The organism is Leisingera coralii (assembly GCF_049056525.1).
In the GTDB taxonomy this organism is placed as follows: domain Bacteria; phylum Pseudomonadota; class Alphaproteobacteria; order Rhodobacterales; family Rhodobacteraceae; genus Leisingera; species Leisingera coralii.
On record NZ_JBHUPT010000091.1, the window covers coordinates 1 to 12,561 of the forward strand.

11 protein-coding genes and 5 pseudogenes are annotated in these 12,561 nt (G+C 58.4%); 12 read left to right on the forward strand and 4 right to left on the reverse strand.

The features are described 5' to 3' along the window. Window positions 1-313: 313 nt before the first annotated feature. Together ACFMBG_RS22400 and ACFMBG_RS22405 are read left to right on the forward strand one after the other, a co-directional pair. Window positions 314-544 (forward strand): annotated as a pseudogene (locus ACFMBG_RS22400) (IS110 family transposase); the annotation flags it as partial. 845 nt (window positions 545-1,389) lie between these two features. Next, a pseudogene (locus tag ACFMBG_RS22405) lies at window positions 1,390-2,217 on the forward strand (IS3 family transposase); the annotation flags it as partial. A gap of 9 nt (window positions 2,218-2,226) precedes the next feature. Here ACFMBG_RS22405 and ACFMBG_RS22410 read toward each other — a convergent pair. Beyond that, window positions 2,227-3,087, reverse strand: coding sequence for a sigma-70 family RNA polymerase sigma factor (locus ACFMBG_RS22410; protein WP_421056889.1), 861 nt, complete (start codon window positions 3,085-3,087; stop codon window positions 2,227-2,229). A gap of 85 nt (window positions 3,088-3,172) precedes the next feature. Between ACFMBG_RS22410 and ACFMBG_RS22415 the strand changes: the two genes are divergently transcribed. The 6 genes and pseudogenes from ACFMBG_RS22415 (at window position 3,173) to ACFMBG_RS22440 (ending at window position 7,524) form a co-directional block, all read left to right on the forward strand. Beyond that, window positions 3,173-3,775: a MarR family winged helix-turn-helix transcriptional regulator gene (locus ACFMBG_RS22415; RefSeq protein WP_421056890.1), complete on the forward strand. Its 603-nt coding sequence runs from the start codon at window positions 3,173-3,175 to the stop codon at window positions 3,773-3,775. Continuing rightward, on the forward strand, window positions 3,747-4,928 hold the full coding sequence (locus ACFMBG_RS22420; protein WP_421056891.1) for a P-loop NTPase: 1,182 nt from the start codon (window positions 3,747-3,749) through the stop codon (window positions 4,926-4,928). The genes ACFMBG_RS22415 and ACFMBG_RS22420 overlap by 29 nt, the downstream gene beginning before the upstream one ends. After that, on the forward strand, window positions 4,921-6,168 hold the full coding sequence (locus ACFMBG_RS22425) for a DUF6522 family protein (RefSeq protein WP_421056892.1): 1,248 nt from the start codon (window positions 4,921-4,923) through the stop codon (window positions 6,166-6,168). Before ACFMBG_RS22420 ends, ACFMBG_RS22425 begins: the two co-directional genes overlap by 8 nt. Before the next feature lie 297 nt (window positions 6,169-6,465). Beyond that, window positions 6,466-6,753: pseudogene (locus ACFMBG_RS22430) on the forward strand (IS21 family transposase); the annotation flags it as partial. Between the two features lie 95 nt (window positions 6,754-6,848). Then, window positions 6,849-7,055, forward strand: a complete 207-nt coding sequence (locus ACFMBG_RS22435) for an ATP-binding protein (RefSeq protein WP_421056893.1) — start codon at window positions 6,849-6,851, stop codon at window positions 7,053-7,055. Window positions 7,056-7,095: 40 nt separating this feature from the next. Beyond that, window positions 7,096-7,524 (forward strand): ATP-binding protein, encoded by a 429-nt coding sequence (locus tag ACFMBG_RS22440; protein ID WP_421056894.1) that lies wholly within the window; start codon window positions 7,096-7,098, stop codon window positions 7,522-7,524. Window positions 7,525-7,590: 66 nt separating this feature from the next. Here ACFMBG_RS22440 and ACFMBG_RS22445 read toward each other — a convergent pair. Next, window positions 7,591-7,932, reverse strand: a pseudogene (locus ACFMBG_RS22445) (transposase); the annotation flags it as partial. 286 nt (window positions 7,933-8,218) lie between these two features. Between ACFMBG_RS22445 and ACFMBG_RS22450 the strand changes: the two are divergent. Then, window positions 8,219-8,860, forward strand: a complete 642-nt coding sequence (locus tag ACFMBG_RS22450) for a hypothetical protein (RefSeq protein ID WP_421056895.1) — start codon at window positions 8,219-8,221, stop codon at window positions 8,858-8,860. Between the two features lie 95 nt (window positions 8,861-8,955). Here the strand turns inward: ACFMBG_RS22450 and ACFMBG_RS22455 are convergent. Next, window positions 8,956-9,291: pseudogene (locus ACFMBG_RS22455) on the reverse strand (IS66 family transposase); the annotation flags it as partial. 710 nt (window positions 9,292-10,001) lie between these two features. Beyond that, a complete protein-coding gene (locus ACFMBG_RS22460) occupies window positions 10,002-10,706 on the reverse strand; it encodes a helix-turn-helix transcriptional regulator (protein ID WP_421056896.1) in 705 nt (234 codons plus the stop codon). Window positions 10,707-11,293: 587 nt separating this feature from the next. Here ACFMBG_RS22460 and ACFMBG_RS22465 point away from each other — a divergent pair. The 3 genes from ACFMBG_RS22465 to ACFMBG_RS22475 are packed head-to-tail and all read left to right on the forward strand — an operon-like array spanning window position 11,294 to window position 12,558. Beyond that, on the forward strand, window positions 11,294-11,659 hold the full coding sequence (locus tag ACFMBG_RS22465; protein WP_174148915.1) for a hypothetical protein: 366 nt from the start codon (window positions 11,294-11,296) through the stop codon (window positions 11,657-11,659). A 57-nt stretch (window positions 11,660-11,716) separates the two neighbouring features. Beyond that, window positions 11,717-12,004, forward strand: a complete 288-nt coding sequence (gene traL / locus ACFMBG_RS22470) for a type IV conjugative transfer system protein TraL (RefSeq protein WP_035919424.1) — start codon at window positions 11,717-11,719, stop codon at window positions 12,002-12,004. Next, a complete protein-coding gene (locus ACFMBG_RS22475; protein ID WP_421056897.1) occupies window positions 12,004-12,558 on the forward strand; it encodes a TraE/TraK family type IV conjugative transfer system protein in 555 nt (184 codons plus the stop codon). Before traL ends, ACFMBG_RS22475 begins: the two co-directional genes overlap by 1 nt. Window positions 12,559-12,561: the final 3 nt, after the last annotated feature.

Sequence of the window (12,561 nt, forward strand, 5' to 3'; positions counted from 1 at the left end):
CTGACGCGGCGATTCAAGAACGTCCGAACGGAGATGGCATTGAACGTTCTTGCCTACAACATGAAGAGAATGATCCCTCTGGTTGGTGTTCGCGGGCTGAGGAAAGCGATACCGTCCTGAAAGGCAGTTCAACCTCGCCGTCCATTTGCAGATCAACGCCGAAGTTGCTCGGGAACGAGGCCATGGTCCCTAATAACGGTGAGTTTCCACACGGCCTCAGCCCTCAGCGGATGGAGTGGGTGGCTCCTGCTCCACCGGCGTCGCAATGCGCCATACTGCAGTTATCAACGACTGCTAGGAAAGGAGCCACCCAATGACAGTTAAAACAGTTGGACTGGATCTGGCCAAGGACGTGTTCCAGGTTCACGGGATTTCCACCGCCGGCCGCAAGATTTTCAACAAAAAGATCAAACGCGCGAAACTGCTCGCATTTTTCGAAGCTCTTCCGCGCTGTGTCGTCGGCATGGAAGCCTGCGGCTCCGTCCATTACTGGGGCCGGGAGCTCAGCAGGCTGGGCCATGATGTCCGCCTGATGCCTGCGGCCTAAGTCAACCAAAAGCCAGGACACCCCGGCAATGGCCCTCCGAGGTCGTTTAGCCGATAGGAACCTTGCTTGTGGAATTCATCAAGGCCAGCAGCCCGCAACGCAGGCTGCGCGAACAGGCCGGACACACGACGGTACTGACGGACCGCCGCGATCACTGCAGAAAGCGCTTGCAATGCAGGCGCAACCCACACACGTCGTTGATGCTCCGCTAAGTTGCCGCAGGTGCATTAGGTCGCTCGCAGCCCGAAGGAGACGTTGTAACCGAACCTGTGATCAGCTCTTGCCAGTGGCGTTTGCCTGAAGTGGGAAGCTCTTCGAGCTGAAATTTGAAGATTTCCCTAAGGAAAGGTTTATATTTGGTTAATGGTTGTTTTAAGACGTGAAGGTGCGAAGTTTGTTAGCTCAACAACTTCTTGGTGAACTAGAAGAATTCGCTGCGAAACAGCTGATAGAACATGGTGAACCACCGCATAGAGTCGTGTACTCCCTTGCAAGGCAGTACCCAGAGGTTATGGGGCTGACAATAGCCTTTGTGCTGACCAACGTAGCACACCACTTGGAGCGTCCTCCGATTGTTGCGAATATGCGACTTCTACCAAAACCCATTGATATCTATCGAGCGGTTTCCCTTTTATCATCCGATCTTTTTGAGTTGAACGAAACCCAACAAATCGTTGCAAGCGGGGCTGACCTGGTAGAGCACTGGGAAAGAAGCTCAGAAAATTTGTTCAGCGCTTTCTAAGGACGGGTGGATGACGGAGTGATGTGATCCCCGAAATCAGCCTCGGTTTCGATTAGAGTTTCCCGCAGAGAATCCGTGGCTGGGAGAGGAGCGGAAACGCATGAAGGCATCAAAGTTCACGGACGCGCAGAAGGCGTTCATCATCAAGCAGACGGAGGACGGCACGTCCGTTGCCGAGGTTTGCCGCAAGGCAGGGATCAGCACGGCGACGTTCTTCAATTGGAAGAAAAAATACGCTGGCCTGATGCCATCCGAGATGAGGCGGCTCAGGGAGCTCGAGCAGGAGAACGCGCGCCTGAAGAAGATCGTCGCGGATCTCGCGCTCGACAAGGAAATGCTGCAGGACGTCATCAAGCGAAAGCTTTGAGGCCTGCCCGGAAAAGAACGCTGGTCGACGGGATGCGGGCGGATTGGCAGGTGTCGATCCGCCGGGCCTGCGAAGTGATCCGGTTCGATCCCAGAACCTATCGCTACAAATCCCGCCGGCCCGGGCAGGCCGCTTTGGAACAGCGGATCCGGGAGATTTGCCAGACCCGTGTGCGCTTCGGCTACAGGCGGGTGCATGTGCTGCTGCGGCGCGAAGGCTGGGAGATCAATGCGAAGAAGACATACCGCATTTACAAGGAGTTGGGCATGCAGCTTCGGAACAAAACGCCCAAGCGCCGGGTGAAGGCCAAACTGCGGGATGACCGCAAGGAAGCCGTCAGCCCCAACGACGTCTGGGCTATGCGTTGCCCGAAAGGCGATTGCGCAAGCGCAATCTGCCGGAAGGGACTTCGTTCATGATCAGCTGGCGACAGGCCGGAAACTTCGGGTTCTGACGGTCGTCGACACCTTCTCACGCTATGTCCCGGTGCTTGATGCTCGGTTCACATATCGCGGGGAGGACGTGGTGGCGACGCTTGAGCGAATATGCAAGCGCACCGGCTGCGCGGCGCTACAAGAAGCTCTCCGGCGTCAGATCTCGTTGGCGCATGGCCTCCCGCAATTTCCCGAAACCACGTTCGCGCAGCTGCCGGACGCGTTCCCTCGAAATACCGTATCGCGCACTGAGAGCTTCCAAGGTTGCAGGAGGGTCGTGGAGCTGCGTCGCGACGACGATGTCGCGTTCACGATCTGGCAAGGCGGATAGCGCTTCGACGAGCTTGCGGCGCAGGACCGCTGTCTCCAACCTCTGCAGGGGCGCCGGATCTCCGAGACTATCCGGATCGACCAGGAGGGCGATACGGTCCTCGCTCTCGTCACCGAAGGCGGGGACATTCAGGGAGTGGTCCCGACTCGTGACTTGTGCGCGCAACTCATCCACCCGTTTGGCGTCGACGCCAAGCGAATTGGCGAGCCGCGCGTCGGCTTCCGCGCGGTCGATCCGGGGATTGGCGGCCATCTCGGCATCAAGGGCCGCAATTTGTACGGCCGCCCTGCGTATTTGCGGGGAATTGGGCGGCCTGACAATTGACATGTTCGCCCTTTTGTAGGCTTGCACCTCCGCACGCACCCACCAGACCGCATAGGTCGCGAAGCGATTTTCGCGAGCGGGATCAAAGCGATCTGCGGCTTTCATCAGTCCAATGTTTGCCTGTTGGACCAGATCCGGATCGACCTCTCCGGAACCCGGCTTGAACCGCTTTGCAAAGGATGCAGCCATGGGGGCGAAGGCGTTGATCAACCTGTTGCGCGCGCGGCTGTCGCCATGTTCCTGCCAGGCTCGGACCAGATAGCGCTCCTCGTCCGCAGACAGCATGCCAGTACTGCGTACGCGGTGCGCGCGGCTTCCCCAGTTCCGTATAGGCTTGTCCATATGTCACCGTCATTTGATTTTGAAGCGACACTATTATAGCCGCATTGCTATTGTCAAAATAGTTTAGATTCGATACCAGTATGGCATGATTGATGAGTTCCAGACACCGGATCGCATTGCGGAACTGCTCACCCATGTCGGCCGGGCGACACGGATCGAAGATGGGCGCTCCGAACTAACGGCCGCGCAGTGGACCTGCCTGCGCTTCTTTGCGCGTGCTAATGGCAGCACGCGCACCCCTTCGAGCTTCGCCAACTTCCAGGCGACGACGCGGGGCACTGCCTCTCAGATCATCAAGTCGCTCGAGAGCCGGGGTCTGATTACGCGGCGGCGCTCGGAGAGAGACGGCCGCAGCGTCTGCTTCGACTTGACGGAAACGGCCTATGAGATGCTGGCCTACGATCCGCTCCGCGATCTAGTAAGCGTGATCAAGCAATTGGAAACCGCGGAACGCGATCGGTTTCTGGACACGCTGTCGAGACTGGCCTCCGCGCTGGCTGGCCAAAGGGGTGTGCCCGCGTTCGGTACTTGCCGGGACTGTAGCCACTTCGGGACCTCTGGGGGCACGGCCTTTTGTGCCTGCATGGCGGTGGAGTTGGCAGCCGCTGATATCGACAAACTGTGTGGCAGTTATCTTGGTCCGGCGTTCGGCGCACAGAATGAAGAAGACCGTCATGGCGCAACTTGAGCAAACCTCGCTCCCCCGTATGATCGCCATTAGCAGCGGCAAGGGCGGCGTGGGCAAGTCCACCGTCACCGCGAACATTGCCGTTGCCATGGCCGATGCAGGTCTGTCTGTCGGCGTCGTGGATGCTGACATCTACGGCCCGTCTATCCCCCGAATGCTGGGGATCGCCTCGGACAAGCCCGCCTTGGGGCCGGAACAGAAGGTTATCCCGGCCGAAGCGCATGGCGTAAAGGTCATCTCAATGGCCATGCTGACCGACGATGACAAGCCCGCGATACTGCGCGGGCCTATGGTGGCGAAATACCTGCAGATGTTCGTCAGACAGGTGAATTGGGGCGTTTTGGACGTGCTTCTGCTGGACCTCCCGCCGGGGACTGGCGACATCCAGCTGACGCTGGCGCAGGCCTTTCCACTGTCCGGCGCGGTGGTGGTCAGCACTCCACAGGACGTGAGCCTGAAGATTGCCCGGCGTGGGCTGAGAATGATGGAACAGGTCAGTGTTTCGATCCTCGGCGTGATCGAGAACATGAGCGGGTTCACGTGCCCGTCCTGCGGGACGGTCACGCATATCTTCCATCAGGGCGGCGGTGAAGCCATCGCAAATGACCTGGGCGTGGCGTTTCTGGGCAAGATTCCACTCGATCCCAACGTGGTGGATTGTGGCGACGATGGCAGGCCATTGATCGTTGCCGCACCCGAAAGCCCGGCCGCGCAAGCGTACAAGCAGATAGCAGTCACGCTTGCGCGGACTGGGAAGGCCGAGGGGGGTATCGCGATGCCCTTCGCTTGGTCGCTCGCCGACGGCTCGGGCAAACCCTCTCCCGCGCAGGCTAGCACGGGCGGCCCAGCCGACTGCCTTGCCGGACTCGATCACCATGACGTGGGTCTGATCCTTCGCTGGGCGGATGGCGTCGAGCAACGTCTTGCCCCGCGTGATCTGCGTCTCGTCTGCCCCTGCGCACAATGCCAGGATGAGATGACGAGCGCGCGGCTCCTGGACTCCGACCGAGTGCCGTTCGATATCGGGATCACACGGATTTGGAGCGTCGGGAACTATGCGCTAGGCATGGCCTTCAGCGATGGACACGACACCGGGATCTACACCTTCAAGGCGCTCCGCTCGATGCAAGGCACGGAGCTCGAAGATGTCTGATGCAACGACCCGCCGCCGCATCCGAGCGCAAGGTTTGGCAAGCGACGACTTCGTTATGGGCTTCGTCCTTGATGCGCCAGTGCAGCGGGGAGCGTCCGCCCGATTTGACGAGCCGGGTGATGTCCCGCTGGCGTGTGCGCTTTTCGCCATACCCGGCGTGTCACGGGTTGAGGTGAGCGGGGCCACGGTCTGGGTGAAAAGGGACGCTACCGCCGATTGGACCGCGCTGAAGCCTGTCATCGCTGCGGCGATCCGCCAAGTGCTTGACGAAACAGCTGCCCCGCTCGGGATCGACGAAAGCGCGGGGGGCACCGACCCTGACATGGCGCTTCTCATAGAGGTGAAGTCTCTTCTGGACCGGCAGGTCAACCCTGCCGTCGCGGCCCATGGGGGACAAATCTCCGCAGATCGTGTTGACGGCGGCACGGTCTATTTGCGGATGTCCGGCGGCTGCCAGGGCTGCGCGGCCTCCTCCGCCACGCTACGGCAGGGAGTGGAGCGGATGCTCCGCGCGGCACTGCCCCAGATCCGCGAGATCGTGGACGTGACTGACCATGCAGCCGGGAGAAATCCATTCTACACGCGAGGCGGCGGGCTGTCGCCGGTACTTGACCGTCCGATTCCCGACGGCGTGATTGGCCGGACCGGCGGGCAGATTACCGTCGATCCGGTGTATCTTGCGCCGAAGCTGGGCCTGACCCCGCAGACCCTGCACGAAGGTCTGCGCACGGGTGAGGTGACCGGGGTGACGGAAGCCGGAGAGGGCGCGGACGCCAGCAAGACCAGAGTCATTCTGCGCACGGCCAGCCGAGCCTGGGCGGCCGAGGTACTGAGCGACGGATCGGCTCGGGAAATCCCGCCGCCGCGCGAAACCGGAGACGCGTCGGATCGTGAACGTGACCTCGCCGACCGCGTGCGCGACCATCTCGCAGGGCTTGCTCCCGTCCAAACACCAATCACATACGGAACGCTGGCGCGCGCGCTCGGACTCTGGGTGCCGGGCTCGGTTCGTCTTATCACTGGCGCGCTGGAAACGACGATGCGGGAAGACGCGGCGGCTGGCCGCCCTTTCATCGCCACCCGCGTCGTTAGCCGCGGACGCGGCAACCTGCCAGGTCAGGGCTTCTTCGAATTAGCACGCGCTTTGTCTCGTGGTCCGAGAGAAGGAGAGAGCGACCAAGACTTCTACGACCGTGAACGTAATCTGCTCAATCGGACGCTTGAATACCTGAGGTTATAGTGATTGAGCCAATACCCTGACCTCGGATGAGGAACAGGTCGTACAACTCACGAATACCCTGTATCTGGAGCACGGCATTCTGGAACTTGACAAAAACACTGCGGCATGGGCCATGAAGCCTATCGCCAAAGGCCGTAATATTTACCTTTTTGTCGGCTCCGAAGGCGGCTGTAAAGCTTGTAAGCGGTGGTGCGAAAGTCGTCCACGGCAGCGGCGGGATGATCCTGCTGCGGGCGGCGTAAAAACCGGCCAGTTTTGGCCCTTTCTGGTTTCAGGGAGGGCGGGAGCACTTTCACCGTGGAACTTTATCGGAAGGTTCGCCATGTGTATTTCCGCAAGGGCATGAGCAAGAGAGCGATTGCCCGTCATTTCGGGATCTCGCGGGATAGCGTTGATAAGATGATCGTGTTTTCGGTGCCGCCGGGCTATCCGCGGACGACACCGATCCAGCGCCCGAAGCTGGACGAGTTTACCGGGATCATTGATCAGTGGCTTTCGGAAGACCGGGAGCGACCGCGCAAGCAGCGCCACACTGCCAAGCGGATTTTTGAGCGGCTTCGTGACGAGCACGAGTTTGAAGGCGGCTGCTGCAGGGGGCGCACAATGGGCACAAGGCAGGATCGAATTACAGGATCGCGAAAGGTTTGCTGACATCGTCGAGGAAGAGCTCAACAGTTTGCATGAGGGTAATTTTGCTCGTTTTCAAGTGCGCCCCTCGGAATTCGCGTCATGGCAAGTCCTGTGGACAAAGACAGCATCCTGACACCGACCGCGAGCGGATTGCCGCGCTGGCCCAGCTCGACTTCATCCGCCGGGCAGAGGTCGTGCACTTCCTTGGCCCGCCCGGCACCGGCAAATCCCAGGTATCGATAGCGCGCCGGGTCTGATGCCACGGGGAAGGCTGGAAAGCAGGTCTATCGCGCGACTTTGGCTGAACTGATAGAGGCCTTGGTCAAAGCCGAACGGGAAGGCCGGCTGGCAGACAAAATCCGCTTCTATGCCCGGCCATCGCTCTTGATCGTCGATGAGATCGGATACTTGCCCATCACTCAGGGCGGCGCGAACCCGCTCTTCCAGCTCGTGAACGCCCGCTACAAAAAGGGAGCCATGATCCTGACATCGAACCGGGGCTTTGCCGAGTGGGGCGAGGTCTTCGGTGATCCGGTTGTTGCCACCGCGCTCCTGGATCGGCTGCTGCGCCACGCCGTTGTCGTCCAGATTGAAGGCGCCAGCTACCGCCTGCGTGGCCATACCGATCTGATCCCAGAGCACACCCGCACAAATGCACCCATCACACCACCGCCGCCGCCGAAACGGCGCGGCCGCCCACCCAAGAATGGAACAACAAGTCACTGAACCGGCTGACAACCGAAACCGCTAAACTGGGGATTTTTGACCTGCCCGTTTTGGGGAAAATTGAGATCCAATTGACACGCGATAGGGAATGTCCACGGGCGAGGTTTTCTGGCGGCGGGACAGCGTGCTGGAATCCGGCTCCGCCCAGCTGCGGCCGGCCACGCGCAGTAGGCTCTCGACAAAGCCAGCCGTTTGCCGCAACGCCATGCCGAACAATACCTTAATCGACAGGCAGGTCTGTATGGCCACATCGCTGTACGTCTGTCGTCGGCCGCGTTTGCCCGCAGGCACAGCATCCCAACTCATCTCGGGGTCAAACCAGATCGTCAGCGAGCCACGGCACTTGAGTGCGTCGTTATAGGCTGGCCAATTCCTGGTCTTGTAAGTCGGCGGTATCGGTCTTCTCATCCGACCCAGCTATCACGCTGGATTCACAAGATAAATTCCTCACCGGATTTGTGCAACAGAGTCCTTTTCAACCACCAACGGCGCTGTTACCGAAGACATCGTACTTCAGTACTTGCAAAATCACATCGCCGATCCTACCGACGCTAGCCGGTGGTTTTCAATTTATGAAATAAATCCATTTTTGGAAATTCATCTATAAATAATTATTGCGCACTCATTAAAGGCGGACTAAAGTAATGTATGCTTGCGACTTCTAGAAACGCGCAAAATACGTCTGGAAACGCTTATGGCACGTCAAAAAACAGCAACTGCGCTGGAAACCGCTAGACACTTAGCCAGCGGAGCCGTTAAAAAATTCGTTGGAATGGTTTGTATCCCACGTAGTCCCAAGTGGTTTTCTCAAGTGGACCCAAATGGTGCGAACTGGCAGATTTACGAGCCACAGCAACCGTCGCTGACGAAAAAACCGAAAGAACCAGACAATCGGAGTATTGACGGCTATCCCACGGTTGTTGAACCGTACATCCTCGGCGGCGGACCGTTTCTTCTGGCCAGCTCAAAACACCAGCCGGTGCTGGAACTGGCGCGCTGGCTCGAAAAACTCGGTGGTGAAGTTGTCCTCACAAACACCGTCGACCGCGCCCTTCAGGCCATCGCAGATTCTCCAGGACGCTGGGGCTTGCTGGCGGTATTCATGGATGGCTTTGATGAGGTAGATTGTATCGCTGAAAGACTGCTGTTGATGCGGTCAGTGAAGAGAGACCTGCCAACTATTCTGGTGTCACAGGACTTTACCAGACATGATTTCAGCACCGAACGCATGTCGCTTTGCGATGTGTCGCTTAGTGCTCCGGTGAGTCAAACTGCGTTTAAGCAGGCAGTGGCACAGTCTATCTCAAACAATGCGATATTCAGAAAATCGGGCTGAAATCCGGAAGTCAGCAAACATCGGTTTTTTTGATCAATCAGAGAAACTATTGATGGATTTCCAATTTTTCTAACCTAAAGACCCCATCGCTTACCGATGACGCGGAGCTGCGCGGGAATAATGTCCAGCCGCTCGGTGCGGTCCTCGCCGATCCGGTGCATCTCGCCGCACCCGCATGGGCAATCCAGGCTGTCCGGCTCGATCACCTTCTCGATCCGCGGCAGGTCCTTGGGCAGATTGCCCCGGTTGCGGCGGGCTGCCCTGCGCGGCGCCGGACCGGTGGACGTCTGCGCGTCCTGCTGCGTCTCGACCTCGGCCACTGCAGTCTCGAGATCCTCGAAGGCCAGCTGCCGTTCGTCCTCGCTCAGTTTCTCCAACCGTTTGCCATGCAAGGCCTGGTTCAGCTCGGCGACGAGATGCTCCAGGCGTCTGTTGGCTTCCGCGAAGTTAGCCGAACGCGGTAGAAAGCAATAGAATTCGTACATTCCCTGGCACCGGTTGCGCAAAGAAATCACGCGCTCGCTTAGAATTTGGGCAATTTTGCGCATTTGGCGGCAGTTGAAGAACTTCAGGCTGAAGGGCGCAGCAACTCTACCCCCCGTTGGCCGTGGGCCTCGGCAACCGTCAGGAATAGTCACCCAAGGTACCCCAGATTCCGGGGTGGGCCCACAAAACCCGAAAGGTCGCATGATGCCCGGACCAGAAATGAGATGAACTCCAACAGCCGGTAAACTCTTTTCTCTGCTGCCCAAGGTTACCGGCGGGCACCACGGATCCAAGATGGCAGACAAGCGTCACAAGTGCGTGGAAATTGTAACGAAGCTAGGGCAGGTTGATGCTCATTCTGGGCAGAGAATGGCGAGGGTAGATGCGATCCGGGAGGTTCGCATACTCCCGTCCAAAGCCACGCATTGGAGCCGTCCCACGATGTCTGCGGTAGTACGCATTTGGCCATCGATCGTAGCCGCATATGGGCAGCATCGGGATTGAAGCCGCTATCTACGACTAGCTGCTGCTGCACAACACCAAGCCGAAGCCTTTCACCTGGGCTAAGACAGCCAAAGACATCTTCGCCCGAGAACGAAGCGCACTGAACGCCTGCGTTTCATTTCACGGCACCGAATTGTGGAAACCGCAGATATCACACTACAATCAGCCCCCGGCTGGCGGCAATCGCCACAGCCTGAGTTGTGTTCGCGGCAGAAAGCTTGTTTCTCGCTGTTTCGATGTAAGTCCGCAGGGTGCTTTCCGAAATATTCAGTTTAGCCGCTGCTTCCGCCCGGCTGCATCCTCTGGCCAGCAAAGCCAGAGCATCGATCTCCCTCTTTCCGAGATGCGGGACGGCTTGCGGAACCAGATCCGGCTGCAATTGCAAGACCCTTTCGTTGAAAGCATGCGCGGTCAATATTAGATCCCTGGTCCGTTGGCCGGTGAACTCATGCCAGGTTTCGTCGCTGCAGGACCTGTTGACCGAGAACACAGCAAACTGACCGTGAGGGCCGCGTATGGGGATTGAAATCCCCTGATTTCCGAGACCGTGCGCCTGCGCGTCAGCCTGGAACTTTCGCGCGGACACGTGGGACCAATCCAGGCGTCTCCAGTCAATAGGGTGGAAGCAATTTCGGCAGCCTTGAAAAACAGGGTCGACACTGAAGTATCCTTGCTCAAGGTACTGCTTGATCCACTCCGCCGGGTAGGTTCCCCAGACATATCGGCTACCGGAACTACACACGCAAAAATAAATGATGTGATCCGCATTAAAGAGCTGACTAATTTGAGGTGTGATCCTGTGTCTAAGAACATCCAGAGAAGTGGCGGCTTCGATTTGATCCAGCAGTTCCGCCATTGAGCTGGAAGTTCCGCAGCCACTTCGGACATCAAGCTCTACGCGCTCAAAAACAACCGGGGCTTTCCCGGAAGCGGTATCCCGGCGGCGGGAAAACGGAAGCAACGATGCCATAACAGATATCCAAGTGCCTTGAGAGAACGTCGTGCCTGCCTACCACTCGCATACCGGGAATTATAGCTGCCGATCTGCCCTACACATAACTTGCGAAGGCGGGCGCTGTAACTCACTGAAAGTTATTAATATACCCGTTACGACATGCCGTTTTGACCGGGGTTAGATTGGCAGGTTTCGCGAATACTTCAAATTGTCTAAGCAGTAGGCGCCAACAACCAATACTTGCCCCCTGCCACTCAGATTTTGCTCTCCTATGAACATTCAATACTAAGCTCCGGCGCAGCCCCGACGCGTTTCAGCGGCTGAACACCCCCCGGTTTTCCGTCCAATGCCCGGCAGAGCAGCGCTCAGTCTCTCCACCCAGCGTCCACCACTCGCAATCCAAAACCCGCTCTGCACAGAGCGGTGACCCGCGGCTTACCGCTGCGGGACGCCCCCTGTGCATCCACTTAAACTGAAAGGACCCAAATATGCACATTTCGAAGACCCTGAAGACTGCCGCGATGGCTGCGGTAGTGGCTGTGGCTGGAACCAGCGCAATGGCGGCCGGTTCGGACACCGGTGTTGAAGCCGGTTTCTATGCGCTCGGCCAGGACCTGAACACCATTCTCGATGGTGCAGGTGGCTACGTCATCTTGATCCTGTCTGTGATTATCGGTGGCGCAACTCTGGCAGTTACCGGCCGCTGGGGCCATGTGTTCATTGCCATCGGTGTTGCGGTTTTCCTGGGCTACGGCGTCCAAACCGCCACCAGCCTCGGCGGTGTGACTGCAAGCACCGATCTTCTGGAGCTGTCGGCCGTGGAGGCCCCTGTTTCGGAAACCGTCACTCAGTGATCTGGACCTGCTTCCCGCGCCTTCGGGTGCGGGAAGCAATTCCTGAAAGGAAGAGGCATGGACAAGGTCGTCAAAGTGGAACAGAGGCTGCAAGACCCGCCGCAGTTCTTTTTCCTGCCTGCCGATGAAGCGGTGGCCGGAATGTTTCCTATTGTACTGGGCCTCTTGGGCCGTCAGGCGTTTTTTGGCTTCGCAGCCGGGCTTGCGTTTTATTTCATCTGGAAACGTGTGAAGGGCGAGCGTGGATTGCATGGGCTGCTGGCTCTTCTCTATTGGATCACTCCGAAAGAGATCACCATCTATCGGTCCTTCCCGGATAGCGCTGTCAGCGCCTGGAGGGCGTGATGAACTTTCAGAACATGAACAAAGCCCTGAACCGCTCCCGGAAAGCGGTACTAACTCTGGGTGTTGTATCGGCTGGACTGGTTGGTGCCGTCGTGATGCTGTCGGCCAAGCTCTATTCGCAGTCCAATCAGGTGGTTCTTGTGCCTACCACCGTCAGCGACGGGATGGTGGCGCGCGGCACGGTGGACAAAGGCTATGTTGAGGCACTGGCGCTGGATGCGGTCTATGCGATGTACAACAGCTCGCCCCGGACCCTTCATTACGGGCGCAGCGTCCTGGAGCGGCTGAGCGGCCCAGCTGAGCGGGCCAGCATCCTGGATACTTACGACCGGATTGCCAAGGACATCACCGAACGCAAGATCTCGACCGTCTTCTTTCCCCGGAAGATCGAGCACAACTTTGCCAGCTATGAAGTGGTGGTGGAAGGCGACCTCGCCACCTACCTGGAAACAACTCAAGTCACCCGCGAAGACCGCCGGATTTTGATCCGGTTCAAGCCGCAGGCCGGTTCAGTCCGGCTCGCCGCTATCGGGAAAATCTCAGCGGAGGAGTGAAGC